The organism is Bacillus sp. YBWC18 (assembly GCF_002998775.1).
Taxonomy (GTDB): Bacteria; Bacillota; Bacilli; order Bacillales; family Bacillaceae; genus Bacillus.
Window position 1 is genome coordinate 1 of sequence record NZ_PVRI01000004.1, and the last position, 20,378, is coordinate 20,378.

15 protein-coding genes, 7 tRNA genes and 2 rRNA genes are annotated in these 20,378 nt (G+C 43.5%); 18 read left to right on the plus strand and 6 right to left on the minus strand.

Annotated elements, in window-relative coordinates:
- The 6 genes from C6348_RS11945 to C6348_RS11970 form a co-directional block, all read left to right on the plus strand.
- A 23S ribosomal RNA gene (locus tag C6348_RS11945) occupies positions 1-112 on the plus strand; the annotation flags it as partial.
- Positions 113-173: 61 nt separating this feature from the next.
- Positions 174-289: ribosomal RNA gene (gene rrf, locus C6348_RS11950) — 5S ribosomal RNA — on the plus strand.
- Positions 290-331: 42 nt separating this feature from the next.
- Positions 332-406, plus strand: a tRNA-Asn gene (locus C6348_RS11955).
- A 1-nt stretch (position 407) separates the two neighbouring features.
- A tRNA-Thr gene (locus C6348_RS11960) sits at positions 408-480 on the plus strand.
- 356 nt (positions 481-836) lie between these two features.
- Entirely contained in the window at positions 837-2,276 is a 1,440-nt protein-coding gene (locus tag C6348_RS11965; protein WP_106043234.1) for a SulP family inorganic anion transporter, read from the plus strand.
- Positions 2,277-2,322: 46 nt separating this feature from the next.
- On the plus strand, positions 2,323-3,303 hold the full coding sequence (locus C6348_RS11970) for a bile acid:sodium symporter family protein (RefSeq protein WP_095285878.1): 981 nt from the start codon (positions 2,323-2,325) through the stop codon (positions 3,301-3,303).
- A 39-nt stretch (positions 3,304-3,342) separates the two neighbouring features.
- Here C6348_RS11970 and C6348_RS11975 read toward each other — a convergent pair whose 3' ends face one another.
- Genes C6348_RS11975 through murQ form a run of 6 tightly spaced genes read right to left on the minus strand, consistent with a single transcriptional unit; the run spans position 3,343 to position 11,075 of the window.
- Positions 3,343-4,590, minus strand: a complete 1,248-nt coding sequence (locus tag C6348_RS11975; protein WP_106043236.1) for an exo-beta-N-acetylmuramidase NamZ family protein — start codon at positions 4,588-4,590, stop codon at positions 3,343-3,345.
- A gap of 11 nt (positions 4,591-4,601) precedes the next feature.
- Positions 4,602-6,521 carry a glycoside hydrolase family 3 protein gene (locus C6348_RS11980; protein WP_106043237.1) on the minus strand — a complete coding sequence of 640 codons (1,920 nt, stop codon included), beginning with the start codon at positions 6,519-6,521 and terminating at the stop codon, positions 4,602-4,604.
- 13 nt (positions 6,522-6,534) lie between these two features.
- A complete protein-coding gene (pbp4b, locus tag C6348_RS11985) occupies positions 6,535-7,890 on the minus strand; it encodes a penicillin binding protein PBP4B (protein ID WP_106043239.1) in 1,356 nt (451 codons plus the stop codon).
- Positions 7,891-7,909: 19 nt separating this feature from the next.
- Positions 7,910-9,283 carry a PTS transporter subunit EIIC gene (locus C6348_RS11990; RefSeq protein ID WP_060595392.1) on the minus strand — a complete coding sequence of 458 codons (1,374 nt, stop codon included), beginning with the start codon at positions 9,281-9,283 and terminating at the stop codon, positions 7,910-7,912.
- Complete coding sequence (locus tag C6348_RS11995) at positions 9,280-10,149, minus strand: MurR/RpiR family transcriptional regulator (RefSeq protein WP_060595393.1); 870 nt, start codon at positions 10,147-10,149, stop codon at positions 9,280-9,282. The genes C6348_RS11990 and C6348_RS11995 overlap by 4 nt, the downstream gene beginning before the upstream one ends.
- A gap of 14 nt (positions 10,150-10,163) precedes the next feature.
- Positions 10,164-11,075: an N-acetylmuramic acid 6-phosphate etherase gene (murQ, locus tag C6348_RS12000; protein WP_095285883.1), complete on the minus strand. Its 912-nt coding sequence runs from the start codon at positions 11,073-11,075 to the stop codon at positions 10,164-10,166.
- 220 nt (positions 11,076-11,295) lie between these two features.
- On the opposite strand from murQ, the gene C6348_RS12005 reads away from it, so the two are divergent.
- The 12 genes from C6348_RS12005 (at position 11,296) to glmS (ending at position 20,337) form a co-directional block, all read left to right on the plus strand.
- Positions 11,296-11,370 (plus strand) — tRNA-Glu (locus tag C6348_RS12005).
- Between the two features lie 6 nt (positions 11,371-11,376).
- Positions 11,377-11,452 (plus strand) — tRNA-Val (locus C6348_RS12010).
- A gap of 3 nt (positions 11,453-11,455) precedes the next feature.
- Positions 11,456-11,528: transfer RNA gene (locus C6348_RS12015), tRNA-Thr, on the plus strand.
- Positions 11,529-11,556: 28 nt separating this feature from the next.
- Positions 11,557-11,641, plus strand: a tRNA-Tyr gene (locus tag C6348_RS12020).
- 4 nt (positions 11,642-11,645) lie between these two features.
- A tRNA-Gln gene (locus C6348_RS12025) sits at positions 11,646-11,717 on the plus strand.
- A 136-nt stretch (positions 11,718-11,853) separates the two neighbouring features.
- Complete coding sequence (gene rocF / locus C6348_RS12030; RefSeq protein ID WP_106031853.1) at positions 11,854-12,765, plus strand: arginase; 912 nt, start codon at positions 11,854-11,856, stop codon at positions 12,763-12,765.
- A 183-nt stretch (positions 12,766-12,948) separates the two neighbouring features.
- Positions 12,949-13,512: an RNA polymerase sigma factor SigW gene (gene sigW / locus C6348_RS12035; protein ID WP_034664426.1), complete on the plus strand. Its 564-nt coding sequence runs from the start codon at positions 12,949-12,951 to the stop codon at positions 13,510-13,512.
- 14 nt (positions 13,513-13,526) lie between these two features.
- Positions 13,527-14,153 carry an anti-sigma-W factor RsiW gene (gene rsiW, locus C6348_RS12040; protein ID WP_106043241.1) on the plus strand — a complete coding sequence of 209 codons (627 nt, stop codon included), beginning with the start codon at positions 13,527-13,529 and terminating at the stop codon, positions 14,151-14,153.
- A 217-nt stretch (positions 14,154-14,370) separates the two neighbouring features.
- The gene (gene cdaA, locus C6348_RS12045; RefSeq protein ID WP_060595397.1) at positions 14,371-15,192 is read left to right on the plus strand and encodes a diadenylate cyclase CdaA; all 822 of its coding nucleotides are present in this window, start codon (positions 14,371-14,373) and stop codon (positions 15,190-15,192) included.
- Positions 15,185-16,594 (plus strand): CdaR family protein, encoded by a 1,410-nt coding sequence (locus C6348_RS12050; RefSeq protein WP_060595398.1) that lies wholly within the window; start codon positions 15,185-15,187, stop codon positions 16,592-16,594. Before cdaA ends, C6348_RS12050 begins: the two co-directional genes overlap by 8 nt.
- Before the next feature lie 25 nt (positions 16,595-16,619).
- Entirely contained in the window at positions 16,620-17,966 is a 1,347-nt protein-coding gene (gene glmM, locus C6348_RS12055) for a phosphoglucosamine mutase (protein WP_034664420.1), read from the plus strand.
- A 568-nt stretch (positions 17,967-18,534) separates the two neighbouring features.
- The gene (gene glmS, locus C6348_RS12060) at positions 18,535-20,337 is read left to right on the plus strand and encodes a glutamine--fructose-6-phosphate transaminase (isomerizing) (RefSeq protein WP_106043243.1); all 1,803 of its coding nucleotides are present in this window, start codon (positions 18,535-18,537) and stop codon (positions 20,335-20,337) included.
- The last annotated feature ends 41 nt before the right edge of the window (positions 20,338-20,378 follow it).

Here is a 20,378-nt window from a genome sequence, read left to right on the forward strand (position 1 = left end):
CCATTCCGCAAGGAAGTAAGATCCCTGAAAGATGATCAGGTTGATAGGTCTGAGGTGGAAGCGTGGTGACACGTGGAGCTGACAGATACTAATAGATCGAGGACTTAACCTATATTCTAATGTGAAGCTTGAACATTGTTATCTAGTTTTGAGAGAACATTCTCTCCATCAGGTTTGGTGGCGATAGCGAAGAGGTCACACCCGTTCCCATACCGAACACGGAAGTTAAGCTCTTCAGCGCCGATGGTAGTTGGGGGTCTCCCCCTGTGAGAGTAGGACGCCGCCAAGCTTTTTGTTTATATCCTTCCAATGGAAGAAGTTACTTTATCATTCCGCAGTAGCTCAGTGGTAGAGCTATCGGCTGTTAACCGATCGGTCGTAGGTTCGAGTCCTACCTGCGGAGCCATGCTTCCATAGCTCAGTAGGTAGAGCACTTCCATGGTAAGGAAGAGGTCAGCGGTTCGAGCCCGCTTGGAAGCTTTCCTCTAAATTATAATGATTAATGTTTAAGGTTTCTCGATGATGAGAAGGCTTTTTTTGTTTGTTTTAAAATGTTGAACTTGCTCAGTGACAAGTAGACTAATGAAAATGGAATAGATCGATTTATAAGGAAGCTTTGTATCAATTTTCTACACATTCCTTCTTTTTGTTCTTGATTCTTTAGTGCCTTTCTTATATTCTTACTAAAGTGATGATATCCTCTCTAACAAAAGACTCTGTACGTCCCTCTTCCCCCCCCGAAAGTGAAGCATTATTTATTTTTCCTTTCTTCATCTCCAGGTTTGGTTGATCTTCTTTTTCCATGTTCGGTATGTATATAAAAAGGAGTAGATGGTTTGAAAGATTTATTTGTAAAGCAAGAATGGTTTGGGCATGTGCGTCAGGATGTGCTTGCGGGTATTTTAGTGGCTCTGGCTTTAATTCCTGAGGCGATTGCGTTTTCAATTATTGCGGGCGTTGATCCGAAGATCGGGTTGTATGCTTCGTTTTGTATTGCAATTGTGATTTCGTTTGTTGGTGGACGGCCAGGTATGATTTCGGCCGCTACAGGGGCTATGGCTCTGGTCATGGTTAATTTGGTTGCCGATCATGGATTGCAATATTTGTTTGCAGCTACGATTTTAACAGGTCTGATTCAAATAGTGTTTGGACTCTGCCGAGTGTCTCGTCTGATGAAATTTATTCCGAGGTCCGTGATGGTTGGTTTTGTGAATGCGTTGGCTATTATGATCTTCATGGCTCAGCTTCCACATTTCGTCGGAGAATCAATGGCCATGTATATCATGACAGGTGGCGCCTTGTTGATTATTTATTTATTGCCGATGGTGGTAAAAGTGATACCTTCCCCACTCATTGCGATTATTGTCATGACGATCATTGCTGTATTTGGACATATTGATGTTAGAACGGTTGGAGATATGGGAGAGCTTCCTAGTTCTTTGCCTGCTTTTCTGATTCCTCAAGTACCGTTTAGCTGGGAGACACTTACTATCATTTTTCCTTATTCTTTAGCACTTGCGATGGTTGGTTTACTTGAGTCTCTTTTAACTGCACAGATTGTCGATGATATGACGGAGACGTCTAGTCGTAAGAACAAGGAAGCGAGAGGTCAAGGGATTGCTAATGTGGTTGCAGGATTCTTTGGTGGTATGGCTGGCTGTGCGATGATTGGTCAATCAGTGATTAATACGAAGGCAGGCGGGCGTGGCCGTCTTTCTACCTTTGTAGCGGGTGCATTTCTAATGGTGCTGATTTTTGTACTCGGAGATGTGGTGGTTCAAATTCCGATGGCTGCTCTTGTGGCTGTGATGATTATGGTCTCCGTTGGGACATTTGATTGGAGTTCCTTTCAGCAGCTAAAAAAGAATCCGAAAACAGATTCTATTGTCATGATTGTCACGGTCGTGACTGTGGTGTTGACTCATGATTTATCAAAAGGTGTGTTTGCAGGTGTGCTGCTTAGTGCGATATTCTTTGTAGCAAAAATATCAAAGCTTCATATTACCTCTACAGAAAGCCAAGCGGGTATTTGGGTGTATCGAATTAAAGGGCAAATTTTCTTTGCTTCTGTCACTGATTTCATCCAAGCGTTCCATCAGGAGAAAGATCTCCAAGCCGTTGTGATTGATTTGTCTGAAGCGCGTATATGGGATGAATCAGGCGTGGCAGCGATAGAACGTGTAAAGGAAAAGTATCAAGCAGCTGGTGTACAGGTAGACGTAGTTGGAATGGATACCTCGAGTCGAAAGCTTGTGAAACAGGTGAATGGTTCTTAAAAAGATCTTTCTGTTTGTTACAATAGAAAAGGTAAGAAAGTGAAGGATGGAGGTGGCCGGCATGCTTGTGCGTTTGAACCAAGTGCTCGGCCGGATGATGCCGCTTATTACGCCCATTAGTGTGTTACTCGGTGTACTATTGTCGGCCTATTTAAAGGATTATACGTTTATGGTGCCCTGGGTATTTGCCATGATGACATTTTCAGGGAGCTTGTCATCTACTTTTTCAGCTTTAAAGCATACGGTGATGCACCCATTGCCTTTGATTTTATCGTTTATGATTTTACATGTGTTGATGCCCCTTTATGCCTGGTCAGCAGGGCATTTGATATTTGCGGGTGATTCCATGACGATCACCGGTTTGACGCTTGCGATGGTGATTCCAACAGGTGTTTCTAGTTTAATATGGGCGGCGATGTATAAAGGGAATGTCGGGTTAACGTTATCCATCATTTTAATTGATACATTGCTTTCGCCATTGATTGTGCCAGCCAGCTTGTCACTCTTCGTCGGTACACAGGTCCATATGGACATGGTCGCAATCATGAAAGGGCTGTTTGGTATGGTGGTGCTGCCCTCTATTTTAGGGATGCTCGTTCGCCAGTATGCAAAGCCATCAGTGACGAAAACAATTGGTCAGACCCTGTCTCCTTTTTCAAAATTAGGCTTGTTTGTTGTCGTATCGATTAACAGTTCTGTTGTCGCCCCATATTTGCGTGAACTGGATGTTGCATTTTTTAGCAAAGCAGCGACTGTCTTTTTCATTGCGATGAGTGGGTATGCTTTTGCATGGTTGATTGGAAAGGTGATGAAATGTACTCAAGGGGAGATTGTGGCCATTGTGTATACGGGCGGCATGAGAAATATTAGTGCCGGAGCTGTGCTTGCTATTAGCTTTTTCCCGCCTGCTGTTGCTGTCCCTGTTGTGATTGGCATGCTATTTCAGCAAGTGCTTGCTGCCTTGTTTGGTTTCTTACTCAATCGTTTTGAGCTGAAGGCGCCTGCTGTGACTAAATCTTTATCATGAAAAGACCTCCATCTTATGAGATGGAGGTCTTTTTGCGAATTAATAGATGAGATATTTCTTCCGTTTCTTTTCGAACGATTTGAGGTCGTGATGATAGCGCTTCATGATGTGTTTGACGGAAGTACCTTGATTGATTTCTTCTTTGATCCAACCATTTCCGATGAGTTTATCAAAGCTGCCTGTTTGAAGGAACTGAAAGTCTTTTGGATATAAATCATGTATTGCTTTGATGATGGATAACCCTGTTTTTACCGCTTCGAATGAAGAGCGGTCTGTGACGTATAGCTGCACACCGTGTGATAGCTTACTTGCATGTTTAGAAAAAGTGGGGGTGAATGATACTGGTCTAAATTGTACACCCTTTAGTTTTAACTGATTTAAATAATCTGCTAGTTCGCTGCTATTGATATATGGAGCGCCAATGAGCTCGAACGGTTTTGTTGTTCCTCTGCCTTCAGAGACATTTGTACCTTCAATTAATCCTGTGGCGGGATATACAAAGGTACTATCCACTGTCGGCATGTTAGGTGAAGGAAGGACGAACGGCAGCTTCGTGTCATCAAACGTCATGGAACGCTTCCAATTTTTCATTTTGATGACTGTGACATCAGCATTGATATGAAACTCTTTGTTAAAGAATTTTGCTAGTTCACCAGTGGTCATCCCATGTCTTAATGGTATTGGATAGAGCCCTACAAATGAAGCGTGCTCAGGTTCTAAGACAGGGCCTTCTACTTTTAGTCCGTCAATGGGGTTTGGACGGTCTAGGACAACAAAGGGAATGTTGTTTTCTTTAGCGGCTTCCATCGCATAAGCCATCGTGTAAATATAGGTGTAATAACGAGCGCCAACATCTTGGATATCAAACAACAAGACATCTACATTTTTGAGCATGTCAGGCGTGGGTTTTCTTGTTTTTCCATAGAGAGAGTAAACAGGAAGACCTGTTTTTTCATCAGTATAGGATTCGACGCCTTCTCCTGCTTGTGCATCGCCGCGCACACCATGTTCTGGTCCATATAGAGCAGTAAGCTTGATACTTGGATGCTCAAATAGGAGATCGACACTGTTTTTCATATTTGCATCAATGCCAGTTGGGTTGGTAATGAGACCGACTCTTTTTCCTTTTAACCATGAAAGGTTGCTTGAGAGTAGTGTTTCAATCCCTGTTTTGACCGCTGCTTTTTTTCCTTTTGTGTCTGTTCGTTCTTGCTCTGCAGGGGAGGCTGCGGTCAATGTGCTCATGATGAGAATGCTTGCGAGTATCAAGCTTGCTGTTTTTTTCAAGAGAATCCCTCCTATTTGATCTGTTTCCCTTTCAAGTTGAGTCCATAGCCGAATGGATACAGGGTTTGATTTGGATGAGTGACAGATGGGATATCCACAGGCAATTTGCCCTTAGGTGATGCAGCGCCAAAAATCACTTCTAATCCAGCAGGAATATTTGGCTGATTGAATTGTCCGTTTGAGTAGCCTTTAAAACCGTAAACGGCTAGTAAGGCATCAGCCTCCTCAAAATTTGCCGCATCGTAAGGATTTCTTAGACTCATGATGACCATTTTTTTGTTTTGTGCTGCTGTTTCTTTCATGACAGCACGCGGGAAAGCAGTAGCCCATTTTTTCGGGTCCTGTACATTGTCATCAATCACACCATCATTCACAGCTGGGTCATTTTGGACAACGTAAGAGCCAGTAATCACATAGTCAGCATCTTGAATCAGTTTGGCTGTTTCTTTGGTGAAGGTCTTATCTGCAAAAGCATATGATTGGATACGTACAGGCTTGATCTTTTTTTGTTTGATCAGAGAGTTAATCGTGACAGACATGGCTTTTGTCTGATCTTCGTAAGGTGCCATGACCAAGATCTTGTTATTCTTTTTAGGCTTGAATGGTAAGGTCTTTTCGTTGTTTTTAAGCAGGGTGATCCCTTCACGTGCCATTTTTTGTTCTGCTTTCCGGTGCGACTTTTTCCCAACGACTTGAGTGGCTTTTTTGATTTTTTTCTCAAGGGTGAAGGGTTTCTTGGAAGAAATGATGCCGCGTTTGATTTTCAATTGAAGAATTTTTTCGACAGATTGGTTGATTTGAGACATCGGAATTTCTTTCTTTACAATCGCCTGTTTTACAGCATTGAACACATTCTCTAGGTTTTTTTCTGTTTTTAGAGAGGTGACTGGTGCTGGCATAAGGGCGATGTCGACACCTGCCTTAATAGCCATCACCACGGCTTCTTCCTGCCCAAAGTTATCTGCAATCGCTTTCATATTTAGGGCGTCTGTTACGACAACTCCTTGAAAGCCCATCTCTTCTTTTAATAAGTGTGTGATGACTTTTTTCGATAAGGTTGCTGGAACCATAATGTCCTCGCCATCTTTTTTGCTTTTGTACGTTGTGTGGTCAATGGCAGGGAACTGAACATGAGCGGTCATGACCATATCCGCACCAGCGTTGATGGCTTGTTGAAACGGATAGAGCTCAACCTTTTTTAAACGATCTAGATCATGTTCTACGAGCGGCAAGCCGTAGTGACTATCGACAGCTGTATCACCATGTCCCGGGAAATGCTTGAGTGTCGAAATAGTTTTTTCCTTTTGAAGTCCTTTCATGGTTTGAAGGCCAAGTCTAGTGACAAGAGCAGGATCAGAGCTAAAGGAACGGACACCAATGACGGGGTTGTTTGGGTTATTATTCACATCAAGCACAGGAGAGAAGTTTGTATTGATCCCTAGTGCGTTTAGTTCTTTGCCGATGATTTTACCTGTGTCGTATGCATTTTTCTTACTTCTAGAGGCACCAATCGACATATTTCCTGGGAAATGTGTTCCCTTTTGTAATCTTGTGACGATTCCACCTTCTTGATCAATTGAAATGAGTAATGGAATGTTCGGTGATGCTTTTTGAAATTCATGAGTGAGTTTGACGGTTTGTTTCGTATCAACGACATTCTCTGCAAATAAGATGACACCGCCTAGATGATATTTTTCAACAAGATGGGACACTTCTTTATTCATCTTTGTTAAGCCTGTAGGTGCAGATTCATCTTTTGTTTGCCAATTGCGAAAGTCTGGCATGAGCATTTGACCTATCTTTTCATCCAGGGACATGTCTTGCACCATTTGTTTTGCGGTTGGAAGAGGGGCAGAGCTAACCTTTTCCATTGGAATGGAAGAGGTTAGCAGGGCCAAAACCAGAGCAGCGGGGAAAAGAGCTTTTAACATCGAATTCCTCCTTTTACTTAAAAGATTCGTAGATTGCGGTCATGATGCTTCCATAAGTACCAGTTGGGAAAAGGTCACCTTCAAATTGATTTGGGTTGGTTTCAGGTGAAACGACAGGCGAATGTTTCTTATTTGTCAGCAAGACGATACCTAGATTATGTTTTGGATCAATCAATGTCATGGTTCCGGTCCAGCCAGTATGTCCATAGGCTTCGTTACTTGCATATTTTCCAAACATCCATTCCATGTCAGTATGACCGTTTTTTCGCCAGCCTAGCCCGTATGTTGGGTTTGTATCAGAAGAGGCTGTAAAGAGATCGATAGAAGCTTGATCAAAGATGGTGGTTTTTCCATAGCCTCCTTTGTTCAGCATGAGCTGGAGCAGCACGGCCATGTCTGATATGTTAGAAAAAAGTCCAGCATGACCAGAGATACCTGCCATTGAGTAATATGCTTTCTCATCGTGGACTTCGCCTAGCAGGGTGTACCTGCGAATGTTTTCAAAATCAATGACACCATCTCGCGAATTACCTAAACGTTCGGTTGCTGCAAAATGCTTTTGTTTGAATCTTTTTTGCAGTGGATTGAACATTGTATGTTTGAGACCTAGCGGCCGATAGATTGTCGACTCTACATATTGATCAAGAGGCATACCTGTTTTTTTCTCAATGATCATGCCTAACAGCATGTAATCAATGTCACTATAAATGTGCTGGGTGCCTGGTTTGTATTGTAGCGGCACCTTTGGCAGCCATTTCATTGTTGTCTTTCTATCTTGAGAGAAAAAAGAGCCGGCGGCTTCTTTGCTATAAAATAAGACACTGGAAGGGAGACCGGCAGAATGGGTCAGAAGATCTTTTACACGAAGTTGATTTTTACCGGTTACCTTTGCATCTGGTTCATCTTTAAAATCTGGCAGGATGGATTGTATTTTTTCGTTCACATCCAGTTTTTTCTCGTAGACGAGCTTTTGCAGGGCATAGTTGGTCGCATACATTTTGGTGTTGGATGCCAAGTCGAACAGTGTATTCTTTTTCATTTTCTTATATGATTTAAGTTCAGTTGTGCCTTCGTATTTTTGCCTGTAGCCATAGGCTTTTTGATGGACGATTTTTCCGTCTTTGATAATGATGAGTGCGGCTCCTGGAAATCCTGCTTTGATGTCGTTTTGAATCATGTGATCAACCTTCCTAAGCTGCCTGGAAGAAAAACCTGCTTGTTCCGGTCGTTTTGCCTTTTTTAAGACGGGATATTCTTCAGGTGCTGTTTTAGACAAAGACGATACAGGATGGGAGCTAGTTGCAAATGTTTGTGCTGGTAATCCAAGGAGCATGAGCAGACTTGTAATTAAGAGAAAGTATTTCTTCAAGAGTTAGACCTCCTATTGCTTATTTTTCCTCAAATTCAACAGCCATATCATCATGAAAACCAAATAAGTATGTGAAAATAAATCCAGCGACATATGCAATAAAGAGTCCGATTAAGTAAAGAAGCATTTGATGTGTGTGAACAATAAAGGTTAATGGGAGACCTGATACACCAATCGCCTTCGTTGCAATTTGGAAGTAGGCTTGAAATGCGCCGCCGATTCCAGCGCCAAGACAAGCGGTGAGAAATGGCCGTCCCAGCGGGAGTGTGACACCGAAAATGAGTGGTTCACCAATGCCGAGCATCCCTGAAGGAAGTCCACCTGCGATGGCTCTTTTGAGTTTTTTCTTTTTTGTTTTCATATAAATGGCGAATGCCGCACCTACCTGTCCTGCACCGCCCATAGCGAGAATTGGCAAAAGCGGGTCATCTCCAATGGAATTAATGAGTTCCATATGAATTGGTGTCAGTCCTTGGTGAAGTCCTGTCACAACAAGTGGAAGGAAGGTCGCACCAAGAACAAATCCAGCGAAGATTCCGCCCATATTTAATAGATAAGTTAATCCTGAGGTGATGGCATCAGATATAAATCCGCCGACTGGCATGAAGACAACGTACGTAAAAATGCCTGTAATGAGTAGTGTGATGGTTGGTGTGACGATGATATCAAGTGATTGCGGGACGAAGCGTCTAATTCGGGTTTCCACAAGTGCCATAAAGATGGCGGCTAGAAGAACACCGATGAGCCCGCCTCTGCCTGGTAGAATATTTGTGCCAAATAACATAATGTCTGCGGAGGCTGGGTTAATAATGAGGATACCAGCTAATGCGCCTAATGCAGGAGAGCCTCCAAACTCCTTTGCGGCATTTGATCCGACTAAAATACCGAGATATGCGAACAAGCCTGAACCAATAACGGTTAAAATGATCGCTGCTTGAGACTTTTCATCGAGCCAGCCTGCTTGCACGATTGCTTTCGTAATCCCTGTAATAAGACCTGATGCAACGAGTGCCGGAATGATAGGAATAAAGATGCTGGCAATCCGTCGTAAGAACAGCTTGAACGGTGTGCGGTTCTTTTGTGAAATGGCTTGCTTGTTTTTTTGTGCTTCATTGTTTAAATCATAAGAGCCAGAGGCATTTAGCAGCTGTTCAAACGCACTTGATACTTGGTTGACAACACCTGTACCTAAAATGATTTGAAGCGTTTCTGCCTCGACGACACCTATGACGCCATCGAGTTCTTTAATTGCTGTGATGTGAACTTGTTCATTGTCAATCGGTGTAATTCGGAGACGCGTCATACAATGTGTATGGGAAGAGATGTTTTCAGAACCACCACAGAGAGAAAGAATGTCTTTCGCCAACTGCTGATATTTCTTTTGATGACTCATGTTGAATCCCCCTTTGATTTTCGTTTCATGGAGCGGATGGCATGTCTTGTCTTATCAATATATTGCGCTGTCTCTTCATATTGACGGGAAGCTAAGCTGAGGAACAAGACATCAATTAAGTAGAGCTGTGCCATTCTAGAGGAAGTGGCTGCACTGCGAAAAGGTGCTTCATTGGAACCGGACGTCGATAGGTGAACATCACTTAAAGCAGAAACGCTTGTTTGACCAGGATGCGTTAAGGCAATGGTTTTCACTTGATTGTCTTTTGCGAGCTGAAGGGCTTGAATGATGTCTAACGTTTCTCCTGAAAAGGATATACCGAACACAATGTCATTCTTTCCTGCATTTGCGATGACCGTTGATGCGATGTGCATGTCAGTGAAGGCAGTCGCTGCATAATTGATTCTGAGAAATTTCTGCTGGGCATCCGCTGCGACGATGCCAGATGCACCGACGCCGATAAAATGGATTTGGTTTGCATGCAGCAGTAATTGAACAGCTTTTTCTAATGCTTCTGCATTTAAAATAGAAGCGGTGTCCTTAATCGATTGAATCGAGTTTCCTGCTGTTTTTTGAATAATGGATTGAAGCGGTTCATCTTGTTCGATATCACGATAGCCTTGTTTATCGTCGTGCATCAAGTCTCCAGCGATTCGCATTTTTAAATCGTGATAGCCATCTAGCCCGAGAGATTTACAAAGGCGGATGACAGCAGAGCTGCTTGCTCCGGCTGCCTGACTGATCTCGTGTACTGTGCTTTTAATGACTTTGTCAGGATGGGCAAGGATATAGTCTGCAATGATTTTTTCAGATTGGGGGAGCTTTGCTTTCATTGTGTGTAGTAGGGTGAGTCCACCTGCTGACATGAGCTCTGCCTCCTTTAGGATTGATGATGAGAGATGGCTTTGTCGATATGGCCATTCGCTTTGTTGAGTAAATCCTTGGCTGTTTTTTTGTCTGTGTTTGTTTGGAGCATGACGATGGCGGTTTTGACTTCTAAGTCTGCTGCTTCAAGAGTCTTCACGGCTTGTTCATAGGAAGCGTTTGTCACATGTTGAATGATGGTGATGGCGCGTTCTTTTAATTTATAATTGCTGACTTTTACATCAACCATCAGGTTTTCATATACTTTACCTTGTCTGATCATGACAGAGGTCGAAAGCATATTTAAAATCATTTTATGAGCGGATGCGGCTTTCATTCGTGTTGACCCAGTGATGGCTTCTGGTCCTACAATGACTTCAATGGCGCAGTCTGCCAGCTCGCTAATTTCTGCTTGTTCATTGCAGCTGAGGGCTACTGTTTTTGCGCCGATGGATTTAGCGTAGTTTAAAGCGCCGATGATGTAGGGTGTCCTGCCGCTGGCGGCGATACCGACGACCGTATCTTTTGATGTCAGGTGAATGTGTACTAAATCCTGTTTGCCGGCTTCTTCACTGTCTTCCACATCTTCGGCAGCATGTGAAAAAGCAGAGTCGCCGCCTGCCATGATACCGACAATCACATCAGGTGAGACGCTATAGGTAGGGGGACATTCAACAGCATCCATCACGCCAAGTCTGCCGCTTGTCCCGGCTCCTAAATAAACGAGTCTACCCCCATTTGAAATGGATTCATAGGCGAAGTCACTTGCTGTTTTGACATGTGGTAGGACACGGTTCACTGCTTGAGCGACCTTCATATCTTCTTCATTGATCAGCTGGAGTATTTCGAGCGGATCTGCTTGTGATATTCCCATTGTGTTAGGGTTTCTTGATTCTGTTGTCAAAGAACGCAATTGAGATGGCTGCATGCGACATTCCTCCTTATTTCTTCATTTTCAGTATATTCAGTGTGATATGAAATTTCAACATTATATTTAAATATTGAAATTATATTTCACTCGAAACGTTGTGCTAACTGGAGGTAAATAATTAGAAAATAAAAAAAATAAAAATCCCCTTTACAAAAGGGGGACAACCTGTATATAATAACTTTTGTCAGCTTCACGGAAACAGCAAACTTGACAAACTGGCCCGTTGGTCAAGCGGTTAAGACACCGCCCTTTCACGGCGGTAACACGGGTTCGAATCCCGTACGGGTCACCATGATGTGGAGGATTAGCTCAGCTGGGAGAGCATCTGCCTTACAAGCAGAGGGTCGGCGGTTCGAGCCCGTCATCCTCCACCATATGCCGGTGTAGCTCAACTGGTAGAGCAACTGACTTGTAATCAGTAGGTTGGGGGTTCAAGTCCTCTTGCCGGCACTGTTTTTTCTTTATCAATTCCATATGTGGAGGGGTAGCGAAGTGGCTAAACGCGGCGGACTGTAAATCCGCTCCCTCCGGGTTCGGCGGTTCGAATCCGCCCCCCTCCACCATTTTTGGGCTATAGCCAAGCGGTAAGGCAACGGACTTTGACTCCGTCATGCGTTGGTTCGAATCCAGCTAGCCCAGTTAAGACACCTTTTTCAAAAAGGTGTCTTTTTTTATGTTGGCAGACGGAATGTATAACTATTCAAAATATTGTTGAGTTGAGTCAGAAGGCATTGAGAAAGTAAAATATAAGCATGAACGGAAAGGGGATGTACATATGGGAGATCAAAAGAAGGTCACGATTGTCGGAGTTCCGATGGATTTGGGTCAAATGAGAAGGGGCGTCGATATGGGACCGAGTGCGATTCGGTGTGCAGGTGTAAAAGAAAAATTGGAATCGCTTTCATTTGATGTGGAGGATCTCGGCGATATTTTGGTTGAACAAAGAGATGATGAGAAAGGTTTATATACAAGTGAAAAGCTAAAAAATTTAACGGAGAATGCTGGTGCGAATCAGCTGCTAGCTGAGAAGGTTGACAGTATTGTGCAATCAGGCTCATTCCCGCTCATTTTAGGCGGTGATCACAGCATTGCGATAGGAACACTTGCGGGGGTAGCCAAGCATTATGAAAACTTAGGTGCCATTTGGTATGATGCACACGGTGATTTAAATACAGAGGAAACCTCTCCTTCTGGAAATATACATGGTATGCCGCTTGCAGTCAGTCTCGGCCTTGGGCATGCTGATTTAACGAACATTGGTGGTTATTCCCCTAAATTGAAGCCTGAGAATGTTGTTATAATTGGTGCTCGATCCTTAGATGAAGGAGAGCGGGCATTGATTAGAGAGAAAGGCATTAAAGTGTATACGATGCATGAAATAGATCGTTTAGGGATGACAAGGGTGATGGAGGAAGCCATTTCATATTTAAAGGAAAGAACAGATGGTGTCCACCTGTCGCTTGATTTAGATGGACTAGATCCAGCGGAGTGCCCTGGTGTAGGAACTCCTGTGGCGGGTGGCATTAGCTACCGGGAGAGTCATCTTGCCATGGAGCTTTTAGAGGAAGCGGGTATTTTGACTTCAGCTGAATTTGTTGAGGTGAATCCGGTTTTGGATGAAAAAAATAAAACAGCCGAGGCAGCTGTTGCGTTGATTGGCTCGTTAATGGGCGAAAAGCTATTGTAGAGCGGGACTTGTTCCCGTTCTTTTTTGTTTTGGAGAAATTTAAGGATATATTAAGGTTTTTACCGGTGGATATGCGTAACACGCTGTCAAAAATTTGTTACACTATTTTTTAGAGGAGAATGAAACCTTTTGGAAAGAGATTCGTATACATAAAGACCGGTGAAGGCAGAGGTTGAATATACTATGGACACAATGATTAAAAAGAGAATTAAGCAAGTGAAAAAAGGCGACCAGAACGCATTTGCAGACATCGTAGACCTGTATAAAGACAAAATTTATCAGCTGTGCTACCGTATGCTTGGGAATGCACACGAAGCAGAGGATATTGCACAGGAGGCGTTTATTCGTGCCTATGTGAATATTGAAAGCTTTGATGTGAATCGTAAGTTTTCTACGTGGCTGTACCGCATTGCAACCAACCTGACCATCGACCGTATTCGCAAAAAAAAGCCGGATTATTATTTAGATGCAGAGGTGGCAGGAACAGAAGGACTGAATATGTATTCTCAAATTGCTGCTGATGGCATTTTGCCAGAGGAAGAGGTGGTGTCTCTTGAATTATCGAGTACCATTCAGCAAAAAATTCTAAGATTACCCGATAAATATCGTTCGGTCATCGTATTAAAGTATATTGATGAACTCTCGTTAAAAGAAATTAGCGAGATTCTGAATATACCCGTTGGTACGGTGAAAACGAGAATACACAGGGGTAGAGAGGCTCTCCGGAAACAGTTGAGAGACCTTTGAGTGAGGTGATTTTGATGAGCTGTCAGGAAAAAATCGTCCTGCTTATGCATCAGTATTTAGACGGGGACATTGAGCCCCAAGACGAAAAAGAATTAAAAAGCCATCTGCAATCGTGTGAGGAGTGCCGTACTCATTTTCAACAAATTGAGAAATCCATCGCGCTTGTGCAGAGTACATCTCATATAGAAGCACCAACTGATTTCACTGTAAAGGTGATGGCAGGTCTTCCAAAGGAAAAAAAGCGTGTGTCGATTCAAAGATGGATCAAAGCTCATCCGCTGATGGTGGCCGCTGCCCTCTTTCTCATTTTGATGGGAGGCAGTCTGTTTACAAGCTGGAATACCGATCATAATTTCAGTGTGTCGAAGCAGCCGAATCTCGTCGTTGTAAATGATACAGTGACCGTACCTAAAGGGGAAACCGTAAAAGGTGATGTCACTGTCAAAAATGGCAAGCTGATTGTAGAAGGCAAGGTTGATGGAAATGTCACCGTCGTCAATGGGGAACAGCTGACTGCTTCTGCCGGACAAGTCACTGGTCAAATTAATGAAATTAATGAAGTGTTTGATTGGATTTGGTACAAAATGAAATCCACAGCACAAAATGTGATGCGGGTCATTGGACCAGAGGAGCAAAAGTAATCATACGGGTCGAGAGCAGTCTCTTTATGGGGCTGCTCTTTTTCTATATTATAGGTCAGAATGTATGCGAACTAGCACGCCAGCCATATATGGCAACTGTTTTCCTTGCTGAAACAAAATGTGGTATAATAGCCACGCTATGTATTTACACATAGTCTCTTTTTTTATTAAAAATGCATCAAACGAAGAATAACTGAAAATTCTGGAGGACGAGGAAATGGCTTTAGGGGATATTCCTTTTTTGCAGTACCTCGGTAATGCTGTTGATGTTCTCGTTGTTTGGTATGTGATATATAAATTAATGATGGTCATCCGCGGAACAAAAGCGGTTCAGCTTTTAAAGGGAATTGTGGTCATTGTTCTTGTCAGGATGGGAAGTGCGTATCTCGGTCTTAACACACTTCAATGGCTGATGGATCAAGCGATTACGTGGGGATTCCTTGCGATCATTATTATTTTTCAGCCAGAGCTAAGGAGAGCGCTTGAGCAGCTTGGGCGCGGCCGTTTCTTCTCAAGAAGCGGGACACCTATAGAGGAACAGCAGCAGAAAACGATCGAGGCAATTACAAAAGCAATTAAATATATGGCAAAACGCAGAATCGGCGCGCTGCTGACAATTGAGCGTGATACTGGGATGAATGATTACATAGAGACTGGAATTCCTTTGAATGCAAAGGTGAGTTCAGAGCTGCTCATTAATATTTTCATTCCAAATACACCGCTTCATGATGGTGCTGTCATTATGAAGCGTGATGAGATTGCAGCTGCGGCTTGTTATTTACCGCTGTCAGAAAGTCCTTTTATCTCTAAGGAATTAGGGACGCGTCACCGGGCGGCAGTCGGAATTAGCGAAGTGACAGACAGCTTGACCGTCATCGTTTCTGAGGAGACAGGCGGCATTTCTGTCGCAAGAAATGGTGATCTCCACCGAGAATTGACAGAAGAAGCGCTTGAAGAAATGCTGATTGCTGAATTTAGTAAGAACAGCAAAGATGCTTCCTCGACCAAATGGTATTGGAGGGGCAAGAAAAATGGATAAGATTTTGAATAATCGCTGGGCCGTAAAGCTTCTTGCATTGGTCTTCGCTTTATTGCTGTACGGTGCAGTCAATTCAGCGCAAGCGCCCACGCCGAAAAAAATCGGTGAATCCTTTTTCCCAACATCGACGACAGATGAAGCAACCTTAACCGACATTCCTGTTAAAGCGTATTATGACGACGAGAAGTACGTCGTCACTGGTGTGCCGCAGACAGTCAATGTGACGATTAAAGGGTCAACAAGTGCTGTGAAAACAGCAAGACAAACAAAGAATTTTGAAATATACGCAGATATGCAGAATTTATCGACAGGTACACATAAAGTGGAGCTGAAGGCAAGAGATGTATCAAAGGGACTCACACTATCGATCAATCCGTCTGTGACGACGGTGACGATACAAGAAAAAACAACAGCTGAATTTCCTGTTGAAACCGAATTTTATAATCAAAATAAAATCAAAGACGGCTATTCACCTGAACAGCCTATTGTGAATCCGAAAAAAGTCACAGTCACTGGCTCAAAGGACGTGATCGACAAAATTTCTGTCATTAAAGCATTTGTGAACCTAGAGGATGTCGATCAGCAAATTGAAAAGGAAGCGAAGCTCACTGTGTATGATAGCAGCGGGAACGAGCTGCCAGTCGAATTGAGTCCGTCTGTGGTGAATATTACAGTTCCCATCTCGAGTCCAAGCAAAAAGGTTCCGTTTAAAATTGAGCGGACGGGCAGCTTACCTGACGGGATCAGTATCTCAAGCATTGAGACAAGCCCGAGTGAGGTCACGGTGTACGGCTCTCAAAAAGTGCTGGATTCGCTTGATTTTATTGATGGCGTCAAGCTGGACCTAAGCAAGATCAAAGATGATACCGAGATTGATGCCGACATTCCCCTGCCAGATGGTGTGAAAAAGGTATCGCCCGAAACGGTTAAAATCAAGGTGAAGGTTGCAACAGCGCAAGAAAAAAAGATCGATAATGTACCGATTTCTGTCGTGGGTCTGAGCAAGGATCTCACCTCTGATTTTGTGAGCCCATCTTCTGGACGGCTCACGTTAACAGCAAAGGGATCAAAGAGTGCGATTGATAAACTAAAGGCTTCAGATGTTGAAGCCTATATCAATGTTGGGGACTTGAACGAAGGAACACATGAGGTCACAATTCAAGTGAACGGTCCTCAAAATGTGACGTGGACATTATCGAGATCAAAGGTCAAAGTGAAACTGACTTCTACTGAGACAGAAGATCAGCCAGCGTCTACGAATGATCGCAAGGATCCATCTTCTGATGACGATGATCAGGATGAGAAGAGTAAAGAAGAATCCACGCAAGATAAAGCAAAGAAAGAATCAAGTCAAAGACAGCGGATCAAAGAAGATAAAAAAGAGGACGAAGCGTCCTCTTGAATGGTAAAAAAGGAGCGATTGAAACATGGGCAAGTACTTTGGAACTGATGGTGTAAGGGGTGTGGCGAATAGCGAATTAACGCCAGAGCTCGCATTTAAAATTGGGAGATTTGGCGGCTATGTGCTCACGAAGGATAAAGAACGTCCAAAGGTACTCGTTGGACGAGACACACGTGTATCCGGTCATATGCTAGAAGGAGCGCTCGTTGCAGGCTTACTTTCAATTGGCGCTGAAGTGATGCGTCTAGGTGTGATCTCAACACCTGGTGTGTCTTATTTAACGAAGGCAATGGATGCAGAAGCGGGTGTCATGATCTCTGCTTCTCACAACCCAGTTCAAGACAACGGAATTAAATTCTTCGGCGGTGACGGCTTTAAGCTGTCTGATGAACAGGAGAATGAAATTGAGCAGCTGATGGATCAGCCGGTCGATCAATTGCCACGCCCAGTTGGAGCGGATCTTGGAACGATGAATGACTACTTTGAAGGAGGTCAGAAATACTTGCAATTCTTGAAGCAGACAGCGGACGAGGATTTCACAGGTATTCACGTGGCGCTTGACTGTGCTCACGGTGCAACCTCTTCTCTAGCGACACATTTATTTGCGGATTTAGATGCAGATGTGTCCACAATGGGAACATCACCAAACGGATTGAATATCAATGATGGTGTCGGCTCAACTCATCCAGAGGCACTTTCTGCTTTTGTGAAGGAGAAGGGTGCAGATATTGGTCTTGCGTTTGATGGTGACGGAGACCGTTTAATTGCTGTCGATGAAAAAGGTGATATTGTAGACGGCGATCAAATTATGTACATATGTGCACGTTATTTGAAGGGTGAAGGCCGATTAAAGGATGACACCGTCGTGTCCACGGTCATGAGTAACCTAGGCTTCTATAAAGCGCTGGAGAAACAAGGCATTAAGAGCATCCAAACCGCTGTTGGTGACCGCTATGTGGTTGAAGCGATGAAAAAGGATGGCTATAATGTCGGCGGTGAGCAATCAGGCCATTTGATTTTCCTTGATTACAATACGACAGGTGATGGCATGCTTTCTGCGATCATGCTTGTCAATACACTCAAAGCAACAGGAAAAACATTGTCAGAGCTTGCAGCTGAAATGGAAAAATTCCCGCAGCTTCTAGTGAATGTGAAAGTGTCTGATAAATATAAAGTGGAAGAAAATGAAAAAGTAAAAGCAGTGATTCAAGAGGTCGAAAAAGAGATGAACGGTGATGGCCGTATTCTTGTTCGTCCATCTGGAACAGAGCCGCTTGTACGCGTGATGGCAGAGGCGAAAACAAAAGAGCTGTGTGATGAATATGTGACTCGAATTACCGCTGTTGTGAAAGAGGAAATGGGTATCGAGTAATAGATGAAAGCAAATCGCCAGCGGCGGTTTGCTTTTTTTTCGAATAAACGTCATAAATGGATGGATTTGTACGAATCTTATAAGCGAGGGCAATTTGCTGCCTTCATACATAGGAGAGCACATCAAAGGTAGAACATGACAAGCCTCATCGCATATAGTGTATGGAGGTCTCACTTTCTTGAGCGGGATCACCCGCTAAATTGTGATTGACGGAGGTCAGACCTTATAGTACAATCATCCTTGTGTTACTGGATTTTTATTCTATCAGGAAAGGCAGGGTAGATGTTCAGCAACTCTCTTATAATTATAGCGCCCGAACTAAGCGATCGGACGAAAGATGCTTAGTTGACGAGGATGGAGGTTATCGAATTTTCGGCGGATGCCTCCCGGCTGATCAAAAAAGAGATCACAGCCGTAAGTGTTTCTTTAAAGCAAAGAGGTGACTCTTTGTACAAAGGGAATACACATGATCTCCCAAATTAAACATGTAGAGAGGGACGAAGAAATGTCCCTTCTATTTTAGTAGGCTTTCTTTGTCCCTTTCACATGATCGGGAGGAAGAATATTTATGTGTGGAATCGTAGGTTATATTGGTCAGAATGATGCGAAGGAAATCTTATTAAAGGGTTTAGAGAAGCTAGAGTACCGCGGGTATGACTCAGCAGGTATCGCTGTGGCAAACGAAGAAGGCGTGCATGTGTACAAAGAAAAAGGACGTATCGCTGAGCTTCGTGAAGTTGTTGATGCAAATGTAGCATCTTCAGCTGGAATCGGACATACACGCTGGGCAACACACGGTGTACCAAGCCATCTAAATGCGCATCCGCATCAAAGTGCTTCTGGCCGTTTTACGCTTGTTCATAACGGTGTCATCGAGAACTATGTACAATTGACACGTGAATATTTACAAGACGTCACACTAAAAAGCGACACAGATACAGAGGTTGTTGTTCAAGTTATCGAACAATTTGTGGACAGAGGTCTTGATACAGAGGAAGCTTTCCGTCAAACGCTTCTTCAACTAAAAGGCTCTTACGCAATTGCCCTTTTCGATAACGAAAACAAAGAAACAATCTATGTGGCGAAAAACAAAAGCCCATTATTGGTTGGTTTCGGAGAAGATTTCAACGTTGTAGCTTCTGATGCAATGGCGATGCTTCAAGTAACAAACGAATATGCGGAATTAATGGATAAAGAAATGGTCATTGTCACTAAAGACGAGGTGATCATCAAAAACCTTGACGGTGATATCATGACACGTCCTTCTTATATCGCTGAGCTAGATGCAAGCGACATCGAGAAAGGCACATATCCTCACTACATGTTAAAAGAAACGGATGAGCAGCCGCTTGTCATGCGCAAAATCATCCAAGAATATCAAGACGAAAACGGCAAGCTGTCAGTCGCTGGCGATATCGCAAGCGCAGTAGCAGAAGCAGACCGCATTTACATCGTGGCTTGTGGAACGAGCTACCATGCAGGGCTTGTTGGTAAACAATATATTGAAGACTGGGCGAAAGTACCTGTAGAAGTCCATGTAGCAAGTGAATTCTCTTACAACATGCCGCTTCTATCGAAAAAACCGTTGTTCATCTTCCTTTCTCAATCTGGGGAGACTGCGGACAGCCGTGCTGTACTTGTTCAAGTCAAAGAGCTTGGTCATAAAGCATTAACGATCACAAACGTACCAGGGTCTACGCTTTCTCGTGAAGCAGACTTCACATTGCTTCTTCATGCAGGACCAGAAATCGCAGTGGCTTCAACAAAAGCTTACACAGCACAAATCGCTGTTCTTGCGATCCTTGCATCCGTTGCAGCCGAATTAAATGGTCAATCTCTTGACTTTGATCTTGTGAAAGAGCTTGGGATTGTAGCAAACGCAATGGAAGCCCTTGTCGATCAAAAGGATGAAATGGAACAAATCGCTCGTGACTTCTTCACAGTGACACGTAACGCATTCTTTATCGGAAGAGGACTTGACTACTATGTGTGCCTTGAAGGTTCACTGAAACTAAAGGAGATCTCTTACATCCAAGCAGAAGGATTTGCTGGTGGAGAACTCAAACACGGCACGATTGCTTTAATTGAAGAAGGCACACCGGTCATTGCCCTTGCAACGCAAGAGCACGTGAACCTCAGCATTCGCGGTAACGTCAAAGAAGTCGTTGCACGCGGTGCAAACCCATGTGTCATCTCACTAAAAGGCCTAGAAGACGAAGGCGACCGTTTCGTCCTTCCAGCTGTACACCCAGCACTTGCACCACTTGCATCTGTTGTCCCATTACAGCTCATCGCTTACTACGCAGCCCTTCACCGCGGATGTGATGTGGATAAACCACGTAACCTTGCGAAGAGTGTGACGGTGGAGTAGGGTTAATTTTTATAATGAAACACCCCTTTGAGAATTTGTTA

Bases quoted from the DNA above. Each gene is read 5' to 3' on its own strand.
- C6348_RS11980 (WP_106043237.1), bottom strand. From the start codon at position 6,521: ATGTTAAAAGCTCTTTTCCCCGCTGCTCTGGTTTTGGCCCTGCTAACC.
- glmS (WP_106043243.1), top strand. From the start codon at position 18,535: ATGTGTGGAATCGTAGGTTATATTGGTCAGAATGATGCGAAGGAAATC.
- glmM (WP_034664420.1), top strand. From the start codon at position 16,620: ATGGGCAAGTACTTTGGAACTGATGGTGTAAGGGGTGTGGCGAATAGC.
- cdaA (WP_060595397.1), top strand. From the start codon at position 14,371: ATGGCTTTAGGGGATATTCCTTTTTTGCAGTACCTCGGTAATGCTGTT.
- C6348_RS11990 (WP_060595392.1), bottom strand. From the start codon at position 9,283: ATGAGTCATCAAAAGAAATATCAGCAGTTGGCGAAAGACATTCTTTCT.
- rsiW (WP_106043241.1), top strand. From the start codon at position 13,527: ATGAGCTGTCAGGAAAAAATCGTCCTGCTTATGCATCAGTATTTAGAC.
- rocF (WP_106031853.1), top strand. From the start codon at position 11,854: ATGGGAGATCAAAAGAAGGTCACGATTGTCGGAGTTCCGATGGATTTG.
- murQ (WP_095285883.1), bottom strand. From the start codon at position 11,075: ATGCAGCCATCTCAATTGCGTTCTTTGACAACAGAATCAAGAAACCCT.
- C6348_RS12050 (WP_060595398.1), top strand. From the start codon at position 15,185: ATGGATAAGATTTTGAATAATCGCTGGGCCGTAAAGCTTCTTGCATTG.
- C6348_RS11970 (WP_095285878.1), top strand. From the start codon at position 2,323: ATGGAGGTGGCCGGCATGCTTGTGCGTTTGAACCAAGTGCTCGGCCGG.
- C6348_RS11995 (WP_060595393.1), bottom strand. From the start codon at position 10,149: ATGTCAGCAGGTGGACTCACCCTACTACACACAATGAAAGCAAAGCTC.
- sigW (WP_034664426.1), top strand. From the start codon at position 12,949: ATGGACACAATGATTAAAAAGAGAATTAAGCAAGTGAAAAAAGGCGAC.